Genomic DNA, 19,720 nt, shown 5'->3' with positions numbered 1-19,720 from the left:
TTATACTATCTGCAAAAAGCAAAGGAAGTGACAAGATGAAGCAGATTTTAATTGTCGAGGACGACAGTTTTTTGAATAAGATGTTGGCGTATAATCTGACCGCAGATGGCTACTTTGTGACCGCCGCCTTAAATGCCAGAACCGCCGTCGAAGCCCTCCGCCAGCGGGAATTTGACATGGTGCTGCTGGACATCAACCTGCCGGACGGGAACGGGTTTGAATTGTGTAATCTGGTAAAGCCCCAGCACCCGGACACCATAGTCATTTTCTTAACCGCCAACGATCAGGAGAGAGACCAGATACGGGGCTATGAGGTGGGCGCGGTGGATTATATTACAAAGCCCTTTGTAATCGGGGCCTTGCAGCGAAAAATCAAAGCCATGTTCGCCATGCTGGAACACCACAAGCCCGCAAAGGACATTTACGATGATGGGCGGCTGTTTCTGGACTTCTCCGAGCAGGCCGCTTCCCTCAACGGCAAGCCCCTGTTGCTTACCCCGATGGAATATAAAACACTGAACCTGTTTTGCAAACACCCGAAGCAGGTCTTGACCCGCGGACAGCTTTTGGAAAAGCTGTGGGATATAGACGAGAAATTTGTGGACGAGCATACCCTGACAACCTCCATCAGCCGGATTCGCGGCAAGATTGAATCCGATGGCGGCGCGCCCTACATCAAGACTGTTTACGGCATGGGCTATCAATGGACGGGAGGCGAGGCAAAATGAAGCTTAAAACCCTCTCGGTAAGGCGGCTGTTCCGATGGGTGGCAATCGGGCTGACCCTCTCCATGACCGCCATCACTGTACTTTTATTTCTTGTGACAAAGCATGTGGCGGCGCTGTTTGCAGGCGGGGGGCTGCTTCTCTGCGCCCTTATCTGGCTCTTTGTGCTGACACAGGCATTTGGGAAGCGGCTTTCCCTCTTTACATCTGATCTGTGTCAGACCCTTGACCACATGATCGCCGGGAATGAAGCGCCAAAGCGCCCGGAGGATAGTGAAACCCAGCTTGCCAGAATCGGCCACCGGCTGACCCGGCTTTATCAGATCATGCAGGAGAACCGCCGCAGGGTGGACGAAGAACGGCAGGAGTTACAGACCCTTGTATCAGATATATCCCATCAGGTGAAAACGCCGGTGAGCAATTTGAAAATGGCAACGGACACCCTGCTTGCAAAGCCCGTGACCGAAGCGGAGCGCACCGACTTTATCCGGGGAATCCGCGCCCAGACGGATAAGCTGGACTTTCTCTTTCAGGCGCTTGTGAAAACCTCCCGGCTGGAAACGGGCGTTATCCAGTTGGAGAAGAAACCGGGCCGCCTCTTTGACACCGTGGCACAGGCCATGAGCGGCATTGTCTACGGGGCGGAGAAAAAAGAAATCACCGTGTCGGTGGACTGCCCGGAAGATTTGACCCTTTCCCATGACAGCAAATGGACAGCCGAAGCATTGTTTAATCTGTTGGACAATGCGGTGAAGTACACCCCGGCAGGCGGAAAAATCTCTGTGTCCGTGATTCAATGGGAAATGTATGTGGAGATCAAAGTAGCCGACACCGGCAAGGGCATTTCCGAAAGTAATCAGGCTGCCATCTTCCGGCGCCTTTACCGGGAGGAAGAGGTACACGAACAACAGGGCGTGGGGATTGGTCTGTATCTGGCCCGTGAGATTGTGACACGGCAGGGCGGCTACATCAAAGTGGTTTCGGAGCCGGGGCGGGGGTCGGTATTTTCCATTATGCTTCCCCAAGATAGAAAGCGGCGGATGGCCTTATAAGCTGCCCGCCGTAAATTTTTGAAAAAGTTTGTCCGTTGTAACATTTCGCGGACATTTGGGTTTTACAATGTCCTTATCAACAGGCAGGAAGCCTTGAAAGGAGTTTTTTGAATATGAGCGTTTTACAAACGATTGACCTGAAAAAGTATTACGGCACAAAGACGAACATCACCCGAGCCCTTGACGGCGTGAACTTCTCCGTGGATGAGGGCGAGTTTGTGGCCATTGTCGGAACTTCCGGCAGCGGAAAATCCACCCTGCTTCACATGATGGGCGGGCTGGACACTCCTACCAGTGGAAGCGTGATCGTCCGGGGTGAAGAACTGGCAAAGAAAAATGATGAAGAACTTACGATTTTCCGACGCCGCAACATCGGTTTTATCTTCCAGAACTATAACCTTGTTCCCATTCTGAATGTGTATGAGAATATTGTCCTGCCAGTGGAACTGGACGGGGACATGGCAGATGAGCACTTTTTGGAGGAGATTGTTTACCTGCTGGGGCTGGAAGATAAACTCAAAAATATGCCGAACAATCTCTCCGGCGGCCAGCAGCAGCGTGTGGCAATCGCCCGCGCCCTGATTACTAAACCGGCTATCGTACTGGCTGACGAGCCCACAGGTGCTGTGTAGTTAGTATAAAAATGGCTATAAAAAAGAAATGCCAGTGATCTGCTGGTCATTGTTTATGCGTATTTCAGAGATGACAGAGCGCCACAAGGTCCGTTTTTCTTCACGTCCCAGGCTGTCATATATAGTCTGGAAGTCCTGGGACAGCAGACGTTCTATTTTCTCAAAGTCTGGCCGCTGATCAGCAGCAGGTTCCGGCTTTTCTTCCAGAAGGGCGTTTAACTGGTCATAGTCCTGCCTGTATTCTTCAAGGTCAATCAATTCATTCACATACAGTTCCTTTAGCCTGGTGAGTTTGCGCCGGACTGCCGCCCGGTCAATGCTGGCCGCCGCCTTCCGCCGCTTTTCTTCCTTAATTTCCCAGTCAAGCCGATATTTCTTCAATTCTTCCCCCAGGTTTTCAAAAAGCCATTTTTCCACAACTTCTTCCCGTATTTCCTTTTTATGAGGGCAGCGCCCCCGCTGAAAATGTTGGTTGCACCTGTAATAATAATTACCGCCAGTCCGTATTCCGGCCAGATTGTGGCGGCACTCGTCACAGACAAGAATTGACGTAAAAATATAGACACGGCCAGATGGTGAACTTTTGGCGTTATTGGCCAGCAGCTTCTGGACCCGCTCAAACTGCGCCCGGTCTATGGCTGGTTCACAAAAATTCTCATTAACCCTGCCGTTTTTATCATATACACCTATAGCCAGCTTGTCCCGGAGCATACGCCGGAAAGTGGCGTCACACCAGTTCAAACCGTAAGTTTCCCGGATATATTTAACGGTGCCACGTTGGGACACGGTGGCTTCATAGTGGTTGAAAGCGTCCTGCAATATGGCTGCCTTTTCCGGGATAATCTCAAAACGCTTCTGATCATTCACCCGGAGCCAGAAGGGGCAGGAGCCGGAAACAACGGTGCCATGATTTATTTTACTATCAAAGACAACCGCTATTCTTTCGCTGTCCAGATCAGCTTCATTCTGGGCAATAGAAAGTTTTAGGTTGATATACAGCCGCCCGCTGGCGGTGGTTGTGTCATATCCTTCCCCGTCATCAATGGTTTTCCAACCGCAGTTATGGGCTTCCAGCACTTCCATGACTTTGTAATAATCGGGCACAGAGCGGAACCAACGGTCCAGACGTGTGAAAAGCAGCATATCAACTTCATTCCGCCGTACAAGGTCTAACATACGGTGAAATCCCGTCCGTTTGTGCAGCTTCTTCCTGGCTGTCTTTGCGGCGTCAACGAACACGCCCACGATGACCCAACCCTGTTCCCGTGCATAGGCTTCCAGGCGTTCCTGCTGGGCTTCAAGCGATAGGCCCTTTATTTTCTGTTCTTCCCCGGAAACCCGGATATATAGAGCCACACGCAGAGCGGTGGCAATGTCTTTTTTCTTCATTCCATCACCTTAATTGCCTTCAATTTCCCGCTTGCGTGTGCTATAATAAAGCCGCAGCGGTATGTTGTATCTGGTAGATCATATACTTATGCACCGCCCGTGGAGTGTTCGCAGCGCCCCACGGGTATTTCTATTTATTTCAGCAGTTCCGCAAGTTCCAGCCTGGAAAAACTGATCTGGTCACGCAGCCAGGCAGCGAACCATTCTTCTGCCAGCGCCAGGGCGGAGGCAGGTGGAAGTTTTGCACTGAATGACGCCACCCGCTGGGCATGGCACAATTTATTTTCTTTGCAGCCGTCTTCCTTCCACACCCGAACAGAGAGAAAAAGACCGTACTTGCGCCCGCTGTCCGTCTGATATAATGAAAGACGGATATAATTTCCTATATCAGCACTAAAGACGGCAGAGCAGATATAATTCCCAGCAGGGGTTTTCTGGTATTCATTTTCTGGGTTCCAGGCCTTCCAGCTATAACGTAAATCATCCATATGGCACCCCCTTACAGGCAAATATATTTTTTGCCGTATGCCCAGGGGAAGAAATAGAAGGTTTCCCCGTTTTCCCATTCCCCGGTTATGCTGTCAACGAAAGCACATTCAAAGGATTTGGTCAAATAATCGGCATCCTGGTGGTTCTTAACGTGACACTGCCACGCCTGGGTGATGGACTGACAAAACCACTCTTTTTCTGCCTGGTCCGGCTGATCAGTCATGTGGTATAGTTCATTCCAACGCTTATCTGCTTTAATATATTCAAAGATAGCGTCATTCCCTACGTCTGCCGTGGGCATAGGCACCGGGTAGCCGTGGGAAAGGTTCTGGCAGAAACCTGCCAGCAGCGGTTCAAAATCATTATCTTTTATTGTGATCTTTATTATCATAAAACAATCCCTTTCTGTATCTGGTAGATCGAAACCATGTAAGTGTTCGCAGCACCCATGGGTATTTTATTTATTCACTGTAATTATAATTCCCGTCATTATCACGAACCCAAGTGCCGATTGTATCAACAAGTGAGCCATCTTTTCCTAGATTGCCATAAATAGCAGATGAAATATCGGAGCCAGGGAAGCAAATGCCTGTGCCATCCGTGGCCATAATAGAAACCCAGTTATAATTTGCCCCATTCACACGGCTTTCAGCAAATTCGCGAAGGTGGGCAGATGTCATATCTTCCAGTTGTTTTGCAGTAATACTGATATAGGCGCATTGACCTATTACGGTATCGCCAGAACCATTCATAACGTCTTTCACAATCAATTCATAATCCATTAAGTCATTATGTGGAACATTTTCCGGGTATAACTGATCTTTCCCAATATAGACGAATGAAACAACGCCATTTTCCAGCGATACAGTATACTCAACACCCTTTGACCAAGTGCTGAAAGAACCGTCTTTATTTTTATAGATAATATTGATTAGATCAGAAACCCCACAGCCTGTAAGCACAAGGAAAATCTCATCTGCCTGGTCTGATGTGACTTCCATATATTTTTGGATGTTTTCAGCGGACTTCTGATAATATTCATACTGCGTTGATAAATCAGCAGATTTCTGGGAGGCGGAGGAGCTACCACCACCGCAGCCGTTAAGTAACAATACAGAGGACAACAACAAAATCAAGAATCTCTTTTTCATAATTAAGTCCTTTCTTTTGATAGAAGCCCGGTAGAGGTTCACCCCTGCCAGGCTTGCGCTATTGGTTAGAAACTTTGTTGGTCTGCCCGCCTGTCACGGCGGTGCCTTCTGTGGTACTCGAAGCAGTAAAGCCCGTTTTCTGCGCAGAACCCAAGACACTTTTTTTATATTCCGCTTCCAGGTCTTCCACGGAAGGTTCACTGGCAGCGGTTTCCGCTTGTGCAGCAGCGGAAAACCTGGCCTTGAAGTGGTCCAGAACAGTTTTTCGGATGTCCGGGTCCAATTCAAAGTAAGCCTTCATTATCTCAATTTCAAGATCAGTGCCCTGGTGGTACCGGACAAACTGGTCAAGGCTGAATGTAGGCTGCTGTATGTACATAGGTTCCGTGCCGTACCGCACCCAGTCTTCACTCAAATTAAATGCAAGACATAGCGCCTTAATGGTAGGGTCTGTTACAGTTCCGCCGGGTCGTTCAAAAGTGCTGACGCTGGTTTGCTTCATGCCTAGTTTGTCGGCAAATTCCCGCTGACTCATCTGCACAATGCTTTTTCTGAAATCTTTGATACGTTCATTGATAGTCATTTTCTCACCTCGCCTTCCTCAATGTATATTTATGATAACGTAGTACGTTGGAAAAGTCAATAGAAATATCAAAATAAGTATTGACAAACAACGTAGACCGTTATAAAATGTAATCACAAACAACGTACTACATTGAGGAAATATCAATGGACGTTGACATGGGAAGCCAAACCCCCAAAATACGCACTGCGTCAAGAATGGCAGCGGGCGGACACGCTATAGGGTCCGTAGTCGGTCAACAGGTTTTCGGGCAGGCGGCTTTTAAGGTGAAAGCGGCAGCGGCAGTGCAGAAAGGATGGTGAAGCGGAAGTGGCAATACCAAAGAGATACACTGGGGAAATGCTTAAAGGTAAGAAAGCCCGGGTAGTAAGGACGTTTCGGAATGGAGCGGGAAACGTGGCCCATGCGGGCACAAGCGTGACAATCAAAAGCGTGGACGGGAAAGGTCTGACCGTCCAGACGGCGGAATGTCCCCTGTGCCATCAAAGCAGCTATTTTACCCTGGTGTCCAAGGAAGACTTGGAACTGATCATTGAAGCGCCCCCGGTGGTGCTGGATGAAACAGAGGTGGAGCAGGCGGGGGCGGAAACCCTGGCGGGCAAATTTCTGTATGGCATGGAGCGGGACCAGGAAACGGGCTGGGTAAAAATTTACCCCATGAACAGTGAAGGCAAGATCACCATTCATGGGGTAGAGGAAGCCAGAATGTTTATAGATCATCTGCTGGATTGTTTCCGATGATGGTATAAACCTTTCCGCTTCCCTGGGCGGGCAGGCGCTTCAAGCGGTTTTGCCGCATGTACATGGAAACGGCCTGCTTACATTCTACCTGGGTAAGGCGGCGGTAAGCATACACATACAGCGTAAACCCGCCAACCCTTACCGTGGTTACAACGTCCGGCCCGGGAATGAAGTCTGACATATTACACCCCCTTCCTACTGGACTAGCAGCCCGGCACGGCTGCTGGCTTTAGTATAGCAGAGGGATAGCGGAAAAGGAACAATCAATAAAAGATAACAGGAAAGGAAGTTGAAGCAAAATGCTGGAAACGTTTCAGAAAAAAGTTGAACAGGTGGCGGAAAGTTATGCAGACCTGGTGCTTTCAAAAATTAAAGACACCCAGACGGCGCAGAAAATGACGCCGGAAATCATGGGCCAGGTCAATGAAGGTATCAGAATGTTAAATCAGGTAGCCAACACACTGGAAAGAATAAACCGCATACAAGCGGAGCCGCCTGTATGCGGTGAGGCAAAGGACTAACATTTTTCCCAGCCGCTTAAATCGGTGGGACAGTCCAGGACGGTTCCGCCCAGCCGGTCCCACTCATAGCACCCGGTACAGTGCATATACACATTGTCGGCCTCTGCCTGGGGAGTGTTGCAGGCTTCCCAGCAAACGCCGTCATAATACATTCCGTAACGCCTTTCTGATGGAATGTATTTAATGTAAATCGTACCTATGGGACTATCATATTTCCACATAATAAACCCCCTTCCTACTGGATTGGCAGCCCGGCACGGCTGCTGGTTCCAGTATAGCAGAGGGAAAACAAATTTGAAATTAGGAGGTAGCCAAAATGATGAATAAGGAAAAGCAGATGGAAACCATTATGCCCCAGGACAGCAAGCAGGAGGCGGCAGAGGTCATGGACTTTCTGGGCACCCTGGACCATGGGGAGGAAAAAGAAATGCTGGCTTTCCTGCGTGGCGTACAGTTCGGAAAGCGCCTGGGCGTTGACGCCACCAGGGTGATGGCAGGTTAAGGAGGGCGGAAGATATGGGAGCAGTAGAAGTGCAGGGCACATTTAATGCCCAGGCGTTCTTCAACGCCCTGGCCGCCATTCTGTCAAAAAAGGAGCAGGTCAATATCACCGTTACCGTGACAGAGAAGGGCCAGCCCGCAGAACCTGTGCGGGCTGCCGGATAGGAGGACAGCGGAATGAGAGAAACAGCAAAAACAATGCTGGTCTTCCTCTGCACCGGAATAATTCTGATTGCTGCCATTGTAGCCAACTCCAAGTATGAAGAATGGAGGGCAGAAAAGGTGGCGGCAGAGGTATTGCGGCAGCAGGAGGCACAGACTCTGCCGGAAGGCACACAGGGGAGCGTCACTATTTACATGAATGACGGCACCGCCTGGGGCTACTACGGGGAAATTACTGTGACATATGACAGCGCAGGCTGTCCGGACGTCACCATGAAAAATGCCTGGCTGGTTGGTAGCACCCACCCGGACTTCCAGGTGGATGGGCTGAAAGGTGCAGAGGAATGAAGAAAAAAGCATGGAAGCCAAAACAAAAGCGGAGTGACACCCCAACACTGACGGGCACCCCGCCGCTGGGCTATCTGAATAGTTGCTATTGCCCAAAATGCGGAAGGCACCTGTTTTCGTACTATGACGCAGACATTTCGCCAGATCGGAAAGACGGGTATCATTTCCACATTGCCGAAAATTGGAACTATTGCAGTGAGTGCGGCACACTGCTGGACCTGGACGAATGGAAAGAGAGGCAGGAAACGGCGGCGGATGAAGAAATACAGTGGGAGGAATAGCAGAAATGAAAGTGGGACTGATTGACGTTGACGGTCATAATTACCCCAACCTGCCGCTGATGAAAATTTCCGCCTGGCACAAGTCCCAGGGTGATCATGTGGAATGGTATAGCCCCTTGCTTTCCGGCCATATGGACCGGGTTTATTTAAGCAAGGTGTTTTCCTTCACGCCGGACTATACGGACCCGATAGACGCAGACGAAGTGATCAGAGGCGGTTCCGGGTATTGCATAGAACTGGAAGGCGGGAAAGAGGTATACAGAGCGGAGCGGGACACCGCACTGCCGCCAGAGATTGAACATATTTACCCAGATTATGGGCTTTATCCAGAGAAAACCAAAAACACCGCATACGGTTTTCTGACAAGAGGCTGCCCCAGAGGGTGCGCCTTTTGCCATGTAGCGGCAAAGGAAGGGCGTTGCAGTGTGAAAGTGGCCGATCTGGCGGAATTTTGGATGGGACAGGAAAAGATTGTACTGCTCGACCCTAATATTTTGGCCTGCCGGGACTGGGAAGACCTGCTGGGGCAATTGATCAGTTCCAGGGCGCTGGTAGATTTTAACCAGGGACTGGACGTGAGGCTGGCAACCCCGGAAAAGATCGCCATGCTGAACCGCATACGCATGAAATACGTTCACTTGGCATGGGACAGGCCGGAAGAAAACCTGGAAAGCGATTTTGAAAGGTTTTCCCGCCTATATAGCAGAAAACACCCGGCAAACAAGGTGGTTTATGTGCTGGTCAATTTCAGCAGTACGCTTGACCAGGATTTTTACCGCATTTACACCCTGCGGCGGCTGAGTTTCGACCCGTTCATAATGATTTATGACAAAGAACACGCCGCCCCGATATACAAGAAAATACAGCGCTGGGTCAACTGCCGCCCGATCTGGCGGAATTGCCCACGATTTGAAGACTACAACGCAAGTACAAACAACGGGAGGAAGTGACCATGCGGGCGGTGCCGATGGAATTAAAAGAAGCACAGGAATACATACACAAATACCATAGGCACCACGAACCAGCGCACCGGGATAAATTCCGTATAGGTTGCGAAGATGGCGGGCAATTACTGGGCGTTGTACAGGTGGGAAGGCCAGTAAACAGGCACATGGATGACGGAAAAACATTAGAGGTTCTGCGTTTGTGTAGCCAGGGCGGCCAGAATGTATGCAGTTTTCTATATTCAAGGGCGGCCAGAATAGCCAAAGAAATGGGCTATGCAAAAATTATTACCTACATTCTGGAAAGTGAAAGCGGGACCAGCTTGAAAGCCAGTGGCTGGAAGCTGGAAGAAGAAGGCGTGGGCGGTGGTAGTTGGAACTGCCCTAGCAGACCCAGAGAACTGGAAGCAACACAACTTTCTTTATTCCCGGAAAAGAAGAAATATCCCACCGAAAAGAAACAAAGGTGGGTAAAAGATTTGAGTTAGGAGAAAAACATGCAGTCAAAACAGTGCAAGTGGTGCCATTGCTGGAACTGCCGCTGGTGCGGGACGGATAACTGCTACCATGACACCCAGAAACCGTGCTGGGATTGCAACGGGCACCGCCATGAACGAAAATGGGTACAGGATAAAATAGACCTTTGCCCAGGCTGGGAAAAAGCCCCGGCAATTATCATGGATATGCGTAGATAATGCAGAGAATGACACCCGCAAGGGTTCATATAAAAAATTTAATGGAGGGCTGAACAATGATTGTTAAGCAGCAGAAAATTATTAAGGATGAACAGGGATTGCCCAACTACATGACGGCATTTTACTGGACCGGGAGCAAAGATCCGGCGGAAGCGCCGCCCATGTTCGTGGTTTGTGGTGAGGTTGTGGATGTCATTCTGGTTTCACAGTTCTTCAACACGAACATTAACGGCACACCCTGTTCTTTGCCGTTCCGGGAGCCGTGGACCAGAATTTCCATGGATAAGGCGGCGGAAGCCTGCCGGAAGAAGGGTGCAGGCTGGCACCTTCTGACCAATGCAGAATACGCCTACCTGTTGAAAGAAAGCAGGGAACTGGGCACGGAGCCGCACGGAAACACGGCTGCTGGACAGGACTATGATCACCAGGAAGAAAAAGGCGTTACATATGACGGCTACAGGACATTAACAGGGCTTGACCCGGAAACATGGAGCCATGACCACACAGAAGGCGGCGTATATGGCTTAAAGGGCAATATCTGGGAAATAGTCCAGGGCCTGCGCCTTCACCATGGCACTGTGGAATATATCAAGAACAATGACGCAGCGGCGGCAGAAACGGACACCGGGGAGGATAGCGCCGCATGGCAGCAGGCACTGGCAGAAAACGGCAAGGCTGTGAGACTTTCCGCCAGCAACGGCGTAAAAATCACCACAGGAGCCGTGGAAGCAGACTGGAACGGCGCACATATGCGGGATGTGGAACTGGAAGGGCTGGACGAAGTACCGCAGATTTTGTTTGATCTGGAAATCCTGCCGCCGGACTGGAAAGAGCGCCAGGACGGAATTTATGTAGATAGCGAACTGAAAGAAGCCGTTCCGTTCCGTGGTTCGAGTTTCCACAACACTTCCGGCGGTGGGGCGTCCGCTGTCGGTTTGCACCACCCCCGTTCCCACGTCAGCACGTCCCTCGGCTTCCGTTCCGCTTTATATCTGAAATACAGCAAACCGACAACTGAATAACTGGTCGGGGCGTGGCAACGCCCCGCAGTAAACCAAAAGAAAAAGGTCTTGACCGTGCCGGGAAACACGGTCAAAACCTTTTGCCAACTGATATATACACTACATTTATATTGTACCATGTTGGCAGGCAAAATGCAAGCAAAATTCCGGGAAAGTGCCCCGGAAAGCGGGCTTGTATGGGGTATTAACATTCCTACCAAACCAGATATTTATATACCTGTCAATGGAGTACATAAAGATCGGGAGGGTGCCACCTTATGCCCTGGTTAGGATACCCCTGCCCCTGGTACAAGGGAAGGCGGGCAGACAATGTTCATACGGGAAAAGAAGGTGGACTGCCGGAACTACCGGGAAGTGGATGTTATACCCCGGACAGACAACGCAGAAAGGGCGGTCAAAGGAAAGAGAGGTAAAAGGCAGAAGGTCACAGAACCGAAGCAGAAAGACATAAACGATAAAAATGCAAGGCGGTATCTGGTGCAGTTGGGAAATGGGAATTTTGGCATAGGTGATCTTCATGTGACTTGCACCTATACGGATGACAACCTGCCGGATACAGAGGAAGAGGCGGAACGGATTGTGGGGAATTACCTGCGCCGGATTGCGTACCGCAGAAAAAAGCTGAACCTTCCGCCGCTGAAATACATTCTTGTCACAGAATACGGGTGCAGCAAGGACGGGGAGAAGATAACCAGAATACACCACCACATTATTATGAACGGTGGACAGAGCCGGGATGAGGTGGAAATGATGTGGACGGTGGAGCGTATCAACTGGCGGAAATATAACACAGAGCCGGAATATATGGACCAGGTGAAGAAACTGGGCTGGGTCAACGCAGACCGCTTGCAGTTGGACAAAAACGGCATTGAAGCCCTGTGCATGTATGTGACCAAAAACCCGCACGGGAAGAAACGCTGGTCTTCTTCCCGGAACCTGGAACGGCCAGTACAGCAGCCAAACGCAGACCATAAGTACAGCAAAAAGCAGGTGGAAACCCTGGCGCAGTCCAATGACCAGGGACGGGAATTTTTTGAAAAGCAGTTCCCGGATTATACGATCAGTGAGATTAAGCCGGAATATTACGAAGAAACCGGGTGGCACATTTATCTAAAAATGTGGAAAAAGCCAAAGAAGAAGGAAAAGGCGAAGCAAAAAGGGAGGAAGAAGAAACAATGACAGAAGGAAGCGCACCCCAGATCACCCTGGCGCAGTTGGTTGAACATATGATACCCAGTGACAGGTTGATCATAAAGGACGGGGCGGAAAATGTACTATACCGGGGGTATGTGGCAACCGTGGAACACCACAATATTGATATGACGCAGACTGTAAAGCGGTTCGGTCTGGCAACGGAGATTTTCCGCAAAGAGATAAGAACGCAGTTCACCAGCAACCAGAAGGAACTGCCCCAGGAAGTGCCTGTGGAAAGTATCAGTGATTATGGTTTTTCTGACCTGGAAATGCTGATCTATACCAGGGTGATTGTAAAAGGACAGTAAAGCATGGAAAAGGTAAAAATGAACAAAGAAGACCGGGAGAAGTTCGCCACAGGGATGAAAACCGCAAGCCCCATGGAACTACTGGAAGTAGCGGCTTTTATTGACGCCTTCAAAGAGAAAATGGACCCGGCAGACTTAAAATTCATGCACTCACACATGGGACGCAGGGCGGAACGGTTATTGCGGAACGTGGTTGAAAATTACAGTTTTGCTGACAAGCCGGAACGAAGGGAGGTTGAAGAAAGTGGAAGCAATAATTCTATCTTTGCATGAACGCTGGTGGCGGAAGATGGTTTCCGGGGAAAAGGTGCTGGAAATCAGAAAAACATATCCCAAAACATTACAGCCGCCTTTCCGGGTTCTGGTATATGTCACGGGCGGCGTGGGCGTATGCGGTGAATTTAATTGCACGGGTATTCACAAAATCAGAACACTGCCGGAACCGCAAAGATCGTGCGGACACGCTGGGCAGTATAACACCCAGAAGGCCAGTTGTCTGACGGAAGAACAACTAAAAGCATATGCAGGAGAGAGCGGGAAAGCCCTGTGGGGCTGGTCTGTGTCTTCTGCGAAGGAATACACCCGCCCCATACCGCTGGAACTGTACGGCATATTCAGACCGCCGCAGTCATGGCAGTATTTTAAGGGGCGGGAACCAGAAATGACCTGTGCGATTTGTGGAAAAGTTGTGGATAAAGTGGAGCCGTGCCCATATAACCGACAAGGGCGGCCAGTATGCGACAAGTGCTGTAAACACTGCCTGGAAACAGAACCGTTTCCGTGTACCGAAGGAGAAAAGAGGGCAAGGGAATGAATACAAAAACATTATTCAGTAGCAAAACAGACAAGTGGGCAACCCCACAGACGTTCTTTGATGAATTGAACCGGGAATTTGACTTCAACCTGGACCCTTGCGCCGATGAAACAAACCATAAATGCGAAAAATATTTCACGGAAGAAGAAAACGGGCTTTTGCAGGATTGGGGGGGGGGGGGGGGTGCCGGGTATTCTGCAACCCACCATATGGCAGCAGTATAAAAGACTGGGTGGCTAAATGCTATCACGAAGGGCACAAGGAAGAAACTCTGGTGGTACTGCTGATACCAGCCAGGACAGACACCACCTATTTTCACGATTATATTGAACACCGGGCGGAAATCCGTTTCGTGCGTGGGCGTTTGAAGTTTGGTGATAGCAAAACGGGTGCCCCGTTCCCGTCAATGGTGGTAATCTTCCGGGGTCCCAAAATGTAAAGAAAGAGAGGAAACGAACATGGGAAAATATAGCCCAGAGGAAATGAAAAAAGCGTTTATTATGATCTTGGCGGCAGTAGAACGCCCAGGCATAACGGATTTACTGGGATGGCTGGAAACAACGGACTTCTACACCGCCCCGGCCAGCACAAAGTATCACGGAGCCTATAAAGGCGGCCTGCTGGAACATTCCTTGAACGTGTATGAACGGCTTTTGAAGCTGGCGGCGGGTTATGATCTGGACAGTATCGCCATTGTGGGACTTTTGCATGATTTGTGCAAGGCGGAATTTTACAAGGAGTCCACCAGAAATCAGAAGGATGAACAGGGCAAATGGCAGCAGGTTCCCTGCTATACCTTCAATGACCAGTTCCCGGCGGGGCATGGTGAAAAGTCCGTTATGCTGATCATGCGCTTTATAAGGCTGACTGATGAAGAAATAATGGCAATTAACTGGCATATGGGCGGTTTTGATATAAGGGCGCATGGATATGGGTTACAGGAAGCCTGGGGAAAATATCCGCTGGCGGTCATGGCCCACATAGCAGACCTGGAAGCCACCTGGCTGGATGAAACGGGGGTGAAGAAATGAACCCGAAGGCACGGACAAACCGAAGTTGGCAGGCCATGAGGAACAACGCCCAGGGACATTTCTTTGAAGGATACATAAACGCCGCCTGCGGCTATTACAGGGACAAAGGGGTGGCAATCGTGGAGAAAATCCCGGAGCCGTTCAAAACCACCAGCACAGGCCGGGACGGAACATTCACGGGGCGTTTTACAGCAAACGCCCAGCCGGACTTCATGGGGACCCTGCGGGGTGGCCGGGCGGTCTGTTTTGAAGCAAAGTACACCAGCACGGAAAAGATTTTGCAGTCTGTGATAACAAAGACACAGTGGGACAGCCTGGAACGTCACTGGGCAGCAGGAGCAAAAGCGGGCGTCTGCGTGGGAATAGGTGATGTTTTTGGTTTCGTCCCGTGGGGAGTGTGGCGGAATATGAAAAACCTGTATGGCCGCAAATATATGACGGCGGAAGACCTGGAAGCATACCGGGTGAAATTTAACGGCTGCTGCCTATTTCTGGACTATGTAAACAATATGGCAAGGGCAGAGGTTCAGAAACAGGTAGAACGGCAGGAAAATGAAATAAAACTGGAAACTATTCTGGGAAAAGAACTGGCAGACCATATTCTGGAAATCATCATGGAGCAGGACGAAGACAAGCAGGACGCCTTCCTGGAAACCACCATAGAAGCGGCAATGGCCGGGGCTGATTATTCACGGTGCCAGACCATGGATGACGTGGCGGACGTATACGCACGGTGGCTGATCGGGCGGTACTGTTAGAAAGGCGGAAGCAATATGGGACTGACTTTAGGAAGTTTATTTGACGGTATCGCAGGTTTTCCCCTAGCGGCGGCCAGACATGGCATAGAAACCATATGGACCAGTGAGATTGAAGCGAATTGCATTGACATTTCAGAAAGACACTTCCCGCAGGCCAAAAGGCTGGGAGATATAACAAAAATCAACGGGGCGGAAATTGACCCGGTGGATATTATCAGTTTCGGAAGCCCCTGCCAGGATTTAAGCGTGGCGGGGAAGCAGAAGGGACTGGACGGTGCCCGGTCTGGGCTATTCCTGGAAGCGGTACGAATTATACGGGAAATGAGGTTGAAAACGGATGGACAATACCCAAAATACATTATCTGGGAAAACGTGGCAGGGGCTTTTTCAAGCAATAAAGGAGAAGATTTTCGCCGGGTCCTGGAAGAAATCACAGAAAGTAATATTCCAATGCCTGCAAGTGGAAGATGGGCAGCAGCCGGAATGGTTGGAATTAAGGGAGCGGGGGGGGGGTCTTGCATAGTACAGCTTGGCGGCAACTTGACGCTCAATTTTGGGGAGTCCCCCAACGTAGAAAACGTATCTATCTTGTCCATGATTTTGGAAGTGGACGTGCCGGACAAATATTATTTGAGTGCGAAAGCCTGCTGGGGTATCATCCGGCGGGCGGAGGAACGGCAGAAGGAAATACCGCTGATCTTGAAAATAGCACTGCTGGAACGGATTGTGGAGGACTGGCAGAGGACGCAGGCGGCCAGTTGACGCTGGATTTTGGCAGAACGGCTGACAGGATTTACATAAACGCAAAGCAAAGCGTCACACTGATGGGCAGAGCGGGCGGCGGAGGCGGCAAAACAGGGCTTTACCTTCTGCCTGTATATACAATCATCGGGAATATTATAGGACGAACCGCAAAAAGCGGAGGGAACGACAAAGGGTTTGATACGGATATATCACCCACATTGACCACGGCAGACCGCCACGCCATTGCATACCCGGAAAACCTGGCAGCCTTCACACAAAGCGGATACGCAGAGTTCAAAGAAGGCGTGGGGACGCTGAAAAAGAGCCGCGGGGCAGCAGGCGGCGGAAGTGAAACCCTGGTGGTGCAAACGATAAAAAAGATCGCCCAGGCAGTCAAATACCGGGTTAGAAGGTTGACACCACTTGAATGTGAACGGCTGGACGGCTTCCCGGATGGGTGGACACAGTACGGAGCCAGCGGCAAAGAAATGTCTGATAACGCCCGATATATGGCACTTGGAAACAGTATTGCCGTTCCGTGCGCTGAACGGGTATTCATAGGAATTTGCAAAGCAGAGAGGCAGGGAGAAAATGAAAGCGATTGACCACACCATGAAAAGCGTTATCCCGGAATACGGGCACATTAAAAGAGCCATGCCGCCAGTTACACAGGGGCGGCAGCGGGAAAAGAAAACCCAGGGTAGCAGGAAGAAAAAAGAATATCTGCTGACAGAACGCAGCCAGAATGAAAATAAAGCAGTTCTGCGTAAGGGGGTAACTGTAAACCAGGCAGCCAGAAAACTGAACGCCTATGAAGCCACAGGGCTGACCCCGCAAGAGGTATTAAACCTTATGGAGCGGGAAAGAAACTTGACCCGGCGGGTGGAGAAGTTGGAAGGCTGGGAGTAGGAGGGAAGAGCGTGGGACCAGAACGGTGCTTACTGTGCGGGGCAATCATCCCGGAAGGTTCCCAGGTATGCCCGGTCTGTATGAGTGAATACGGCCCGGCGGAGCTGGAACCAGAACAGGAACTGCGGGACATAGCAGAGGTTTTGAAGATAACTGCAAACACAGACAGAAATATACAAAATTCAATGGAAGCCATTCTGCGGATAGCGGACCGGCTGGAAAGGAAAAAGAGAAATGCGGCAGCAGGAAAAGAAGTATAAGCCCAAAGTGGTGCGGGCAAGAATAAAAATTCCGGCCAGAGGGTGGCAGGAATACCGGGAAGAGTTGAAGGGGCAGGGGTTTACCGTAAATGACTTTAAAGCCATGCAGAAGGCTGATCAGTTTTTTAATGGGCTGGAACTGTATTTGTCAATGTGGAATTATGACAATCATTCTTCCTGGCACCTGTGGAACTGGGATAAGGAGCAGGACGAGCGGGTCAAATTGGCGCTGTATCATGCGGAGCAGTACCACCCGTTCCCTTCATACAAAAACGATTTTGAGGGCTTCTGTAAAGCCTGGGAGGCGGGAGAATATGACCCAGGCGCTTCATACACGTTCAGACTTGACCAGGTGGAAGTATTAGAGGTCTTACAGGAAGAGGAAAACAACATTGAGCCGGACACAGTAAAGAAGGCGGTAAGCCAGGCCAGAGAAGCCGGGTTCCAGAAACGCCGCCGGGAACGTGCCACGAAGAAAAAATACCGCTACAGAAAGAGAAGGTAAACGAATGGCGAAGAAAAAGAGAAAAAGGAAGCACAGGAGGCAGCAGGAGACACCACGGCAGGCCAGCAGGCAGCAGACCAACTGGATGACCTGGCAACTGGAATTACTCAATAAAATACAGCCGAAAGTGGCAGAGGCTGTGGAAAGGCGGAATAACAATGGCATTGATTGAAGCAATCTTGTGGGCGCTGAAAGTTCTGGACGGCGCTATCGTCATAGGCGTGGCGATGGGTATCATCATACTGGTACTGATCGTAGTGAGGGAAGCGGCCTGGGTAGTACGGACAGAGAACCGCAGAAAACATGAAAAGAAAGAGCAGGAGGAAAAGAGAGAATGAAAAAGGCGGGTTTTGTAGCGGTATCCCCTTTTGAGATCGGGGACCGTATCCAATGCGGAGAAAAACAGGCAGTGATCACAGATATTCTGGCGATACATAGCATTAAGACTGGCCGGGTTTCTTTCCAGTATGAATTTGATAACAGCGGAAAGTACCAGCAGATCAGCGGCCAGTTTCGGCGGGCAGGCAATCTTTTTATCCCGGTTGTGTAGTGTTACGGAAGTATAAACATTGCACAAATATACTTCCGTAACTTTGTGCATGGTGCCATATTGACTTTATACTTCCGTAAGTATATAATGAGGGCATAACAAAGAACAAAACACGGAGGAAATAAAAATGGAAATGATCAATAAAGAGGAAAGAAAAGCGGTAGTAAAGAGGCTGTACAGCCTGGCGTATTGGTTCACCAATGAAATGTTTAACGATGAAGAGAAGGGAGCCAGAAACAAGGCACGATTTGAAAAGGAGTGCAAAGAGAAGCCGGGCGAAGTAATTATGATGGTGGATTGTAGCGAGAACAACGCCAGAGTAATGAAAAGCTGTCTAAAAGAAACCAGGGACGCTATAAACTTCCTCAAAAACGCAGAATATGACGTAGAACTGTGGCAACTGGCAGGAATTAACGCCATGCTGGACCAGTGCAATACGGAAAATATCATACCGTTTGACCTTCCTTCCGCCATTAAAGGGCTTTTGTGTATGCACATTATTTGCGAAGAGCAGCCAGAGGAATAACCCCTGGCAGGAGGCGGGAAGCAAGATTGAAAGAAAACTTTATAAGCTGGGCTATCGGCACAACGGGCAGAAAGGTGGCAACACATGAACGAAAAGAAAATGCGGGTTTTATCGGTAATCAACTTAAAAGGCGGAGTGGCAAAGACCATTTCCAGTGTGGCTATTGCCTACATTCTGGCAGAGGTTTACAGCTTCCGTGTCCTGCTGGTAGACAATGACAAACAGGGGGACGCTTCCAGGGGATTGAACCGCAGGAGCGAAGACCGCAAAGGCATTGAAGAAATTATGACCGCCCGGCGGCCAGACATGAAACACCTGGTACAGCACACGGACTTCCAGAACCTGGATATTATCACGGCGAACATGAAGTTATTAAAAGCCAACCTGGAAGTGCTGCTGGACCAGTCAAGACCACAGCAGACCAGGCTGGAAAAAGCGCTGGCAGCAGTAGCGGGTCAATATGACTTTTGCGTGATTGACAATGCCCCGGATATTAACATATCCACCATTAACGCCCTGGTGGCCAGTGATGACGTGATCGTCCCCCTGGAAGTGGATGACAACACCACGGAAGGGCTGGCAGAACTGGTGGAGCAGATCGAAAGCACCAGGGAAGACCTAAACCCCGGCTTGACGTTCAGAGGCTGCTTTATTACAAAATATGACGGGCGGAATGAAGCACACGCCCAGGGGGCAGAAAAATTGAAAAATGATGGGAAATACCCCATTTTCAATACAAAAATAAGAACGTCAAAAAAGGTCAGTGAAAGCACCTTTGCACGGCTTCCTATTTTTCTGTATTCCCGCAGGTCCGCAGCTTCCATGGACTATTTACTGCTGGTCAAAGAATACCTGGAAATGCTGGGAATGTGACCGAATTGGACA

At 49.9% G+C, this 19,720-nt stretch carries 37 protein-coding genes and 1 pseudogene; 31 read left to right on the top strand and 7 right to left on the bottom strand.

What is annotated here, in order from left to right:
* The first annotated feature begins 35 nt into the window (after positions 1 to 35).
* From LA360_RS04915 to LA360_RS04905, 3 genes and pseudogenes are all read left to right on the top strand, one after another.
* Positions 36 to 728: a response regulator transcription factor gene (locus tag LA360_RS04915; protein WP_022202509.1), complete on the top strand. Its 693-nt coding sequence runs from the start codon at positions 36 to 38 to the stop codon at positions 726 to 728.
* Complete coding sequence (locus tag LA360_RS04910) at positions 725 to 1,777, top strand: sensor histidine kinase (protein ID WP_022202510.1); 1,053 nt, start codon at positions 725 to 727, stop codon at positions 1,775 to 1,777. The genes LA360_RS04915 and LA360_RS04910 overlap by 4 nt, the downstream gene beginning before the upstream one ends.
* Positions 1,778 to 1,890: 113 nt before the next feature.
* A pseudogene (locus LA360_RS04905) lies at positions 1,891 to 2,400 on the top strand (ABC transporter ATP-binding protein); the annotation flags it as partial.
* A gap of 24 nt (positions 2,401 to 2,424) precedes the next feature.
* Here LA360_RS04905 and LA360_RS04900 read toward each other — a convergent pair.
* The 5 genes from LA360_RS04900 to LA360_RS04880 all read right to left on the bottom strand — a co-directional run bounded on the left by LA360_RS04900 (position 2,425) and on the right by LA360_RS04880 (position 6,021).
* A complete protein-coding gene (locus LA360_RS04900) occupies positions 2,425 to 3,798 on the bottom strand; it encodes a recombinase family protein (RefSeq protein ID WP_112482739.1) in 1,374 nt (457 codons plus the stop codon).
* Positions 3,799 to 3,932: 134 nt separating this feature from the next.
* Positions 3,933 to 4,286: a hypothetical protein gene (locus LA360_RS04895; RefSeq protein ID WP_055176151.1), complete on the bottom strand. Its 354-nt coding sequence runs from the start codon at positions 4,284 to 4,286 to the stop codon at positions 3,933 to 3,935.
* Between the two features lie 11 nt (positions 4,287 to 4,297).
* The gene (locus LA360_RS04890; RefSeq protein ID WP_112482737.1) at positions 4,298 to 4,678 is read right to left on the bottom strand and encodes a hypothetical protein; all 381 of its coding nucleotides are present in this window, start codon (positions 4,676 to 4,678) and stop codon (positions 4,298 to 4,300) included.
* A 70-nt stretch (positions 4,679 to 4,748) separates the two neighbouring features.
* On the bottom strand, positions 4,749 to 5,438 hold the full coding sequence (locus tag LA360_RS04885; protein WP_112482735.1) for a hypothetical protein: 690 nt from the start codon (positions 5,436 to 5,438) through the stop codon (positions 4,749 to 4,751).
* A 58-nt stretch (positions 5,439 to 5,496) separates the two neighbouring features.
* Entirely contained in the window at positions 5,497 to 6,021 is a 525-nt protein-coding gene (locus LA360_RS04880) for a helix-turn-helix domain-containing protein (protein WP_112482733.1), read from the bottom strand.
* Between the two features lie 309 nt (positions 6,022 to 6,330).
* On the opposite strand from LA360_RS04880, the gene LA360_RS04875 reads away from it, so the two are divergent.
* Positions 6,331 to 6,762 carry a hypothetical protein gene (locus LA360_RS04875; protein WP_225537321.1) on the top strand — a complete coding sequence of 144 codons (432 nt, stop codon included), beginning with the start codon at positions 6,331 to 6,333 and terminating at the stop codon, positions 6,760 to 6,762.
* On the opposite strand, the gene LA360_RS04870 is transcribed toward LA360_RS04875, so the two are convergent.
* Positions 6,731 to 6,943 carry a hypothetical protein gene (locus LA360_RS04870; protein WP_112482729.1) on the bottom strand — a complete coding sequence of 71 codons (213 nt, stop codon included), beginning with the start codon at positions 6,941 to 6,943 and terminating at the stop codon, positions 6,731 to 6,733. The genes LA360_RS04875 and LA360_RS04870 overlap by 32 nt on opposite strands.
* 118 nt (positions 6,944 to 7,061) lie before the next feature.
* Between LA360_RS04870 and LA360_RS04865 the strand changes: the two genes are divergently transcribed.
* On the top strand, positions 7,062 to 7,283 hold the full coding sequence (locus LA360_RS04865; RefSeq protein WP_055176134.1) for a hypothetical protein: 222 nt from the start codon (positions 7,062 to 7,064) through the stop codon (positions 7,281 to 7,283).
* On the opposite strand, the gene LA360_RS04860 is transcribed toward LA360_RS04865, so the two are convergent.
* Complete coding sequence (locus LA360_RS04860) at positions 7,280 to 7,504, bottom strand: hypothetical protein (protein ID WP_112482727.1); 225 nt, start codon at positions 7,502 to 7,504, stop codon at positions 7,280 to 7,282. The two genes, LA360_RS04865 and LA360_RS04860, sit on opposite strands and share 4 nt — an antisense overlap.
* 95 nt (positions 7,505 to 7,599) lie before the next feature.
* Here LA360_RS04860 and LA360_RS04855 point away from each other — a divergent pair, with 95 nt between their 5' ends.
* The 26 genes from LA360_RS04855 to LA360_RS04740 all read left to right on the top strand — a co-directional run bounded on the left by LA360_RS04855 (position 7,600) and on the right by LA360_RS04740 (position 19,708).
* Positions 7,600 to 7,785, top strand: a complete 186-nt coding sequence (locus tag LA360_RS04855) for a hypothetical protein (protein ID WP_225537320.1) — start codon at positions 7,600 to 7,602, stop codon at positions 7,783 to 7,785.
* Positions 7,786 to 7,799: 14 nt separating this feature from the next.
* The gene (locus tag LA360_RS04850; protein WP_166433717.1) at positions 7,800 to 7,949 is read left to right on the top strand and encodes a hypothetical protein; all 150 of its coding nucleotides are present in this window, start codon (positions 7,800 to 7,802) and stop codon (positions 7,947 to 7,949) included.
* Positions 7,950 to 7,961: 12 nt separating this feature from the next.
* Positions 7,962 to 8,294, top strand: a complete 333-nt coding sequence (locus LA360_RS04845) for a hypothetical protein (protein WP_112482725.1) — start codon at positions 7,962 to 7,964, stop codon at positions 8,292 to 8,294.
* Positions 8,291 to 8,575, top strand: coding sequence for a hypothetical protein (locus LA360_RS04840; protein ID WP_112482723.1), 285 nt, complete (start codon positions 8,291 to 8,293; stop codon positions 8,573 to 8,575). The genes LA360_RS04845 and LA360_RS04840 overlap by 4 nt, the downstream gene beginning before the upstream one ends.
* Complete coding sequence (locus tag LA360_RS04835; protein ID WP_318653979.1) at positions 8,563 to 9,525, top strand: radical SAM protein; 963 nt, start codon at positions 8,563 to 8,565, stop codon at positions 9,523 to 9,525. The genes LA360_RS04840 and LA360_RS04835 overlap by 13 nt, the downstream gene beginning before the upstream one ends.
* Positions 9,526 to 9,542: 17 nt before the next feature.
* Positions 9,543 to 10,007: an XF1762 family protein gene (locus LA360_RS04830; protein WP_225537318.1), complete on the top strand. Its 465-nt coding sequence runs from the start codon at positions 9,543 to 9,545 to the stop codon at positions 10,005 to 10,007.
* 9 nt (positions 10,008 to 10,016) lie between these two features.
* Positions 10,017 to 10,214 (top strand): hypothetical protein, encoded by a 198-nt coding sequence (locus LA360_RS04825; RefSeq protein WP_112482718.1) that lies wholly within the window; start codon positions 10,017 to 10,019, stop codon positions 10,212 to 10,214.
* 56 nt (positions 10,215 to 10,270) lie between these two features.
* Complete coding sequence (locus tag LA360_RS04820; protein ID WP_112482716.1) at positions 10,271 to 11,236, top strand: hypothetical protein; 966 nt, start codon at positions 10,271 to 10,273, stop codon at positions 11,234 to 11,236.
* Positions 11,237 to 11,545: 309 nt separating this feature from the next.
* On the top strand, positions 11,546 to 12,415 hold the full coding sequence (locus tag LA360_RS04815; protein ID WP_112482714.1) for a rolling circle replication-associated protein: 870 nt from the start codon (positions 11,546 to 11,548) through the stop codon (positions 12,413 to 12,415).
* The gene (locus tag LA360_RS04810; protein WP_112482712.1) at positions 12,412 to 12,738 is read left to right on the top strand and encodes a hypothetical protein; all 327 of its coding nucleotides are present in this window, start codon (positions 12,412 to 12,414) and stop codon (positions 12,736 to 12,738) included. The genes LA360_RS04815 and LA360_RS04810 overlap by 4 nt, the downstream gene beginning before the upstream one ends.
* A 3-nt stretch (positions 12,739 to 12,741) precedes the next feature.
* Positions 12,742 to 13,011: a hypothetical protein gene (locus LA360_RS04805; RefSeq protein ID WP_055176111.1), complete on the top strand. Its 270-nt coding sequence runs from the start codon at positions 12,742 to 12,744 to the stop codon at positions 13,009 to 13,011.
* Positions 12,983 to 13,552: a hypothetical protein gene (locus tag LA360_RS04800; RefSeq protein WP_160116361.1), complete on the top strand. Its 570-nt coding sequence runs from the start codon at positions 12,983 to 12,985 to the stop codon at positions 13,550 to 13,552. Before LA360_RS04805 ends, LA360_RS04800 begins: the two co-directional genes overlap by 29 nt.
* Positions 13,549 to 13,776: a phage N-6-adenine-methyltransferase gene (locus LA360_RS29525; RefSeq protein WP_263870214.1), complete on the top strand. Its 228-nt coding sequence runs from the start codon at positions 13,549 to 13,551 to the stop codon at positions 13,774 to 13,776. The genes LA360_RS04800 and LA360_RS29525 overlap by 4 nt, the downstream gene beginning before the upstream one ends.
* Positions 13,674 to 13,991: a DNA N-6-adenine-methyltransferase gene (locus LA360_RS31805; protein ID WP_263870213.1), complete on the top strand. Its 318-nt coding sequence runs from the start codon at positions 13,674 to 13,676 to the stop codon at positions 13,989 to 13,991. Before LA360_RS29525 ends, LA360_RS31805 begins: the two co-directional genes overlap by 103 nt.
* 19 nt (positions 13,992 to 14,010) lie before the next feature.
* Positions 14,011 to 14,583: an HD domain-containing protein gene (locus LA360_RS04790; protein WP_225537316.1), complete on the top strand. Its 573-nt coding sequence runs from the start codon at positions 14,011 to 14,013 to the stop codon at positions 14,581 to 14,583.
* Positions 14,580 to 15,341, top strand: coding sequence for a Holliday junction resolvase RecU (locus LA360_RS04785; RefSeq protein WP_070102721.1), 762 nt, complete (start codon positions 14,580 to 14,582; stop codon positions 15,339 to 15,341). The genes LA360_RS04790 and LA360_RS04785 overlap by 4 nt, the downstream gene beginning before the upstream one ends.
* Before the next feature lie 15 nt (positions 15,342 to 15,356).
* A complete protein-coding gene (locus tag LA360_RS29935; RefSeq protein ID WP_318653977.1) occupies positions 15,357 to 16,103 on the top strand; it encodes a DNA cytosine methyltransferase in 747 nt (248 codons plus the stop codon).
* The gene (locus tag LA360_RS29930; protein ID WP_318653976.1) at positions 16,100 to 16,690 is read left to right on the top strand and encodes a DNA cytosine methyltransferase; all 591 of its coding nucleotides are present in this window, start codon (positions 16,100 to 16,102) and stop codon (positions 16,688 to 16,690) included. The genes LA360_RS29935 and LA360_RS29930 overlap by 4 nt, the downstream gene beginning before the upstream one ends.
* Positions 16,677 to 16,994: a hypothetical protein gene (locus LA360_RS04775; RefSeq protein WP_055176098.1), complete on the top strand. Its 318-nt coding sequence runs from the start codon at positions 16,677 to 16,679 to the stop codon at positions 16,992 to 16,994. Before LA360_RS29930 ends, LA360_RS04775 begins: the two co-directional genes overlap by 14 nt.
* Before the next feature lie 11 nt (positions 16,995 to 17,005).
* Complete coding sequence (locus LA360_RS04770; protein WP_055176096.1) at positions 17,006 to 17,254, top strand: hypothetical protein; 249 nt, start codon at positions 17,006 to 17,008, stop codon at positions 17,252 to 17,254.
* Complete coding sequence (locus LA360_RS04765) at positions 17,229 to 17,759, top strand: hypothetical protein (RefSeq protein WP_112482706.1); 531 nt, start codon at positions 17,229 to 17,231, stop codon at positions 17,757 to 17,759. Before LA360_RS04770 ends, LA360_RS04765 begins: the two co-directional genes overlap by 26 nt.
* A 4-nt stretch (positions 17,760 to 17,763) precedes the next feature.
* Entirely contained in the window at positions 17,764 to 17,931 is a 168-nt protein-coding gene (locus tag LA360_RS04760) for a hypothetical protein (protein ID WP_160116360.1), read from the top strand.
* Complete coding sequence (locus tag LA360_RS04755) at positions 17,918 to 18,097, top strand: hypothetical protein (protein ID WP_112482704.1); 180 nt, start codon at positions 17,918 to 17,920, stop codon at positions 18,095 to 18,097. The genes LA360_RS04760 and LA360_RS04755 overlap by 14 nt, the downstream gene beginning before the upstream one ends.
* The gene (locus LA360_RS04750; protein ID WP_112482702.1) at positions 18,094 to 18,309 is read left to right on the top strand and encodes a hypothetical protein; all 216 of its coding nucleotides are present in this window, start codon (positions 18,094 to 18,096) and stop codon (positions 18,307 to 18,309) included. Before LA360_RS04755 ends, LA360_RS04750 begins: the two co-directional genes overlap by 4 nt.
* Before the next feature lie 127 nt (positions 18,310 to 18,436).
* The gene (locus LA360_RS04745; protein ID WP_112482700.1) at positions 18,437 to 18,835 is read left to right on the top strand and encodes a hypothetical protein; all 399 of its coding nucleotides are present in this window, start codon (positions 18,437 to 18,439) and stop codon (positions 18,833 to 18,835) included.
* A gap of 84 nt (positions 18,836 to 18,919) precedes the next feature.
* Positions 18,920 to 19,708: a ParA family protein gene (locus LA360_RS04740; RefSeq protein WP_225537314.1), complete on the top strand. Its 789-nt coding sequence runs from the start codon at positions 18,920 to 18,922 to the stop codon at positions 19,706 to 19,708.
* Positions 19,709 to 19,720 lie beyond the last annotated feature (12 nt).

The sequence above is a fragment of the Enterocloster clostridioformis genome, assembly GCF_020297485.1.
GTDB classification, from domain to species: domain Bacteria; phylum Bacillota; class Clostridia; order Lachnospirales; family Lachnospiraceae; genus Enterocloster; species Enterocloster clostridioformis.
The sequence above is the reverse complement of the archived record's forward strand: the minus strand, read 5'-3'. Positions and strand labels throughout refer to the sequence as shown.

What these genes read in the sequence shown, in the direction of transcription:
- LA360_RS04830 (WP_225537318.1), top strand. Translation starts at nt 9,543, where the DNA reads ATGGAATTAAAAGAAGCACAGGAATACATACACAAATACCATAGGCAC.
- LA360_RS29525 (WP_263870214.1), top strand. Translation starts at nt 13,549, where the DNA reads ATGAATACAAAAACATTATTCAGTAGCAAAACAGACAAGTGGGCAACC.
- LA360_RS04880 (WP_112482733.1), bottom strand. Translation starts at nt 6,021, where the DNA reads ATGACTATCAATGAACGTATCAAAGATTTCAGAAAAAGCATTGTGCAG.
- LA360_RS04765 (WP_112482706.1), top strand. Translation starts at nt 17,229, where the DNA reads ATGCGGCAGCAGGAAAAGAAGTATAAGCCCAAAGTGGTGCGGGCAAGA.
- LA360_RS04745 (WP_112482700.1), top strand. Translation starts at nt 18,437, where the DNA reads ATGGAAATGATCAATAAAGAGGAAAGAAAAGCGGTAGTAAAGAGGCTG.
- LA360_RS04755 (WP_112482704.1), top strand. Translation starts at nt 17,918, where the DNA reads ATGGCATTGATTGAAGCAATCTTGTGGGCGCTGAAAGTTCTGGACGGC.
- LA360_RS04810 (WP_112482712.1), top strand. Translation starts at nt 12,412, where the DNA reads ATGACAGAAGGAAGCGCACCCCAGATCACCCTGGCGCAGTTGGTTGAA.
- LA360_RS04850 (WP_166433717.1), top strand. Translation starts at nt 7,800, where the DNA reads ATGGGAGCAGTAGAAGTGCAGGGCACATTTAATGCCCAGGCGTTCTTC.
- LA360_RS31805 (WP_263870213.1), top strand. Translation starts at nt 13,674, where the DNA reads ATGCGAAAAATATTTCACGGAAGAAGAAAACGGGCTTTTGCAGGATTG.
- LA360_RS04895 (WP_055176151.1), bottom strand. Translation starts at nt 4,286, where the DNA reads ATGGATGATTTACGTTATAGCTGGAAGGCCTGGAACCCAGAAAATGAA.
- LA360_RS04820 (WP_112482716.1), top strand. Translation starts at nt 10,271, where the DNA reads ATGATTGTTAAGCAGCAGAAAATTATTAAGGATGAACAGGGATTGCCC.
- LA360_RS04890 (WP_112482737.1), bottom strand. Translation starts at nt 4,678, where the DNA reads ATGATAATAAAGATCACAATAAAAGATAATGATTTTGAACCGCTGCTG.
- LA360_RS04885 (WP_112482735.1), bottom strand. Translation starts at nt 5,438, where the DNA reads ATGAAAAAGAGATTCTTGATTTTGTTGTTGTCCTCTGTATTGTTACTT.
- LA360_RS04775 (WP_055176098.1), top strand. Translation starts at nt 16,677, where the DNA reads ATGAAAGCGATTGACCACACCATGAAAAGCGTTATCCCGGAATACGGG.
- LA360_RS04870 (WP_112482729.1), bottom strand. Translation starts at nt 6,943, where the DNA reads ATGTCAGACTTCATTCCCGGGCCGGACGTTGTAACCACGGTAAGGGTT.
- LA360_RS04865 (WP_055176134.1), top strand. Translation starts at nt 7,062, where the DNA reads ATGCTGGAAACGTTTCAGAAAAAAGTTGAACAGGTGGCGGAAAGTTAT.
- LA360_RS04785 (WP_070102721.1), top strand. Translation starts at nt 14,580, where the DNA reads ATGAACCCGAAGGCACGGACAAACCGAAGTTGGCAGGCCATGAGGAAC.
- LA360_RS04915 (WP_022202509.1), top strand. Translation starts at nt 36, where the DNA reads ATGAAGCAGATTTTAATTGTCGAGGACGACAGTTTTTTGAATAAGATG.
- LA360_RS04815 (WP_112482714.1), top strand. Translation starts at nt 11,546, where the DNA reads ATGTTCATACGGGAAAAGAAGGTGGACTGCCGGAACTACCGGGAAGTG.
- LA360_RS04760 (WP_160116360.1), top strand. Translation starts at nt 17,764, where the DNA reads ATGGCGAAGAAAAAGAGAAAAAGGAAGCACAGGAGGCAGCAGGAGACA.
- LA360_RS04790 (WP_225537316.1), top strand. Translation starts at nt 14,011, where the DNA reads ATGGGAAAATATAGCCCAGAGGAAATGAAAAAAGCGTTTATTATGATC.
- LA360_RS04825 (WP_112482718.1), top strand. Translation starts at nt 10,017, where the DNA reads ATGCAGTCAAAACAGTGCAAGTGGTGCCATTGCTGGAACTGCCGCTGG.
- LA360_RS29935 (WP_318653977.1), top strand. Translation starts at nt 15,357, where the DNA reads ATGGGACTGACTTTAGGAAGTTTATTTGACGGTATCGCAGGTTTTCCC.
- LA360_RS04910 (WP_022202510.1), top strand. Translation starts at nt 725, where the DNA reads ATGAAGCTTAAAACCCTCTCGGTAAGGCGGCTGTTCCGATGGGTGGCA.
- LA360_RS04840 (WP_112482723.1), top strand. Translation starts at nt 8,291, where the DNA reads ATGAAGAAAAAAGCATGGAAGCCAAAACAAAAGCGGAGTGACACCCCA.
- LA360_RS04900 (WP_112482739.1), bottom strand. Translation starts at nt 3,798, where the DNA reads ATGAAGAAAAAAGACATTGCCACCGCTCTGCGTGTGGCTCTATATATC.
- LA360_RS04750 (WP_112482702.1), top strand. Translation starts at nt 18,094, where the DNA reads ATGAAAAAGGCGGGTTTTGTAGCGGTATCCCCTTTTGAGATCGGGGAC.
- LA360_RS04740 (WP_225537314.1), top strand. Translation starts at nt 18,920, where the DNA reads ATGAACGAAAAGAAAATGCGGGTTTTATCGGTAATCAACTTAAAAGGC.
- LA360_RS04860 (WP_112482727.1), bottom strand. Translation starts at nt 7,504, where the DNA reads ATGTGGAAATATGATAGTCCCATAGGTACGATTTACATTAAATACATT.
- LA360_RS04855 (WP_225537320.1), top strand. Translation starts at nt 7,600, where the DNA reads ATGATGAATAAGGAAAAGCAGATGGAAACCATTATGCCCCAGGACAGC.
- LA360_RS04845 (WP_112482725.1), top strand. Translation starts at nt 7,962, where the DNA reads ATGAGAGAAACAGCAAAAACAATGCTGGTCTTCCTCTGCACCGGAATA.
- LA360_RS04805 (WP_055176111.1), top strand. Translation starts at nt 12,742, where the DNA reads ATGGAAAAGGTAAAAATGAACAAAGAAGACCGGGAGAAGTTCGCCACA.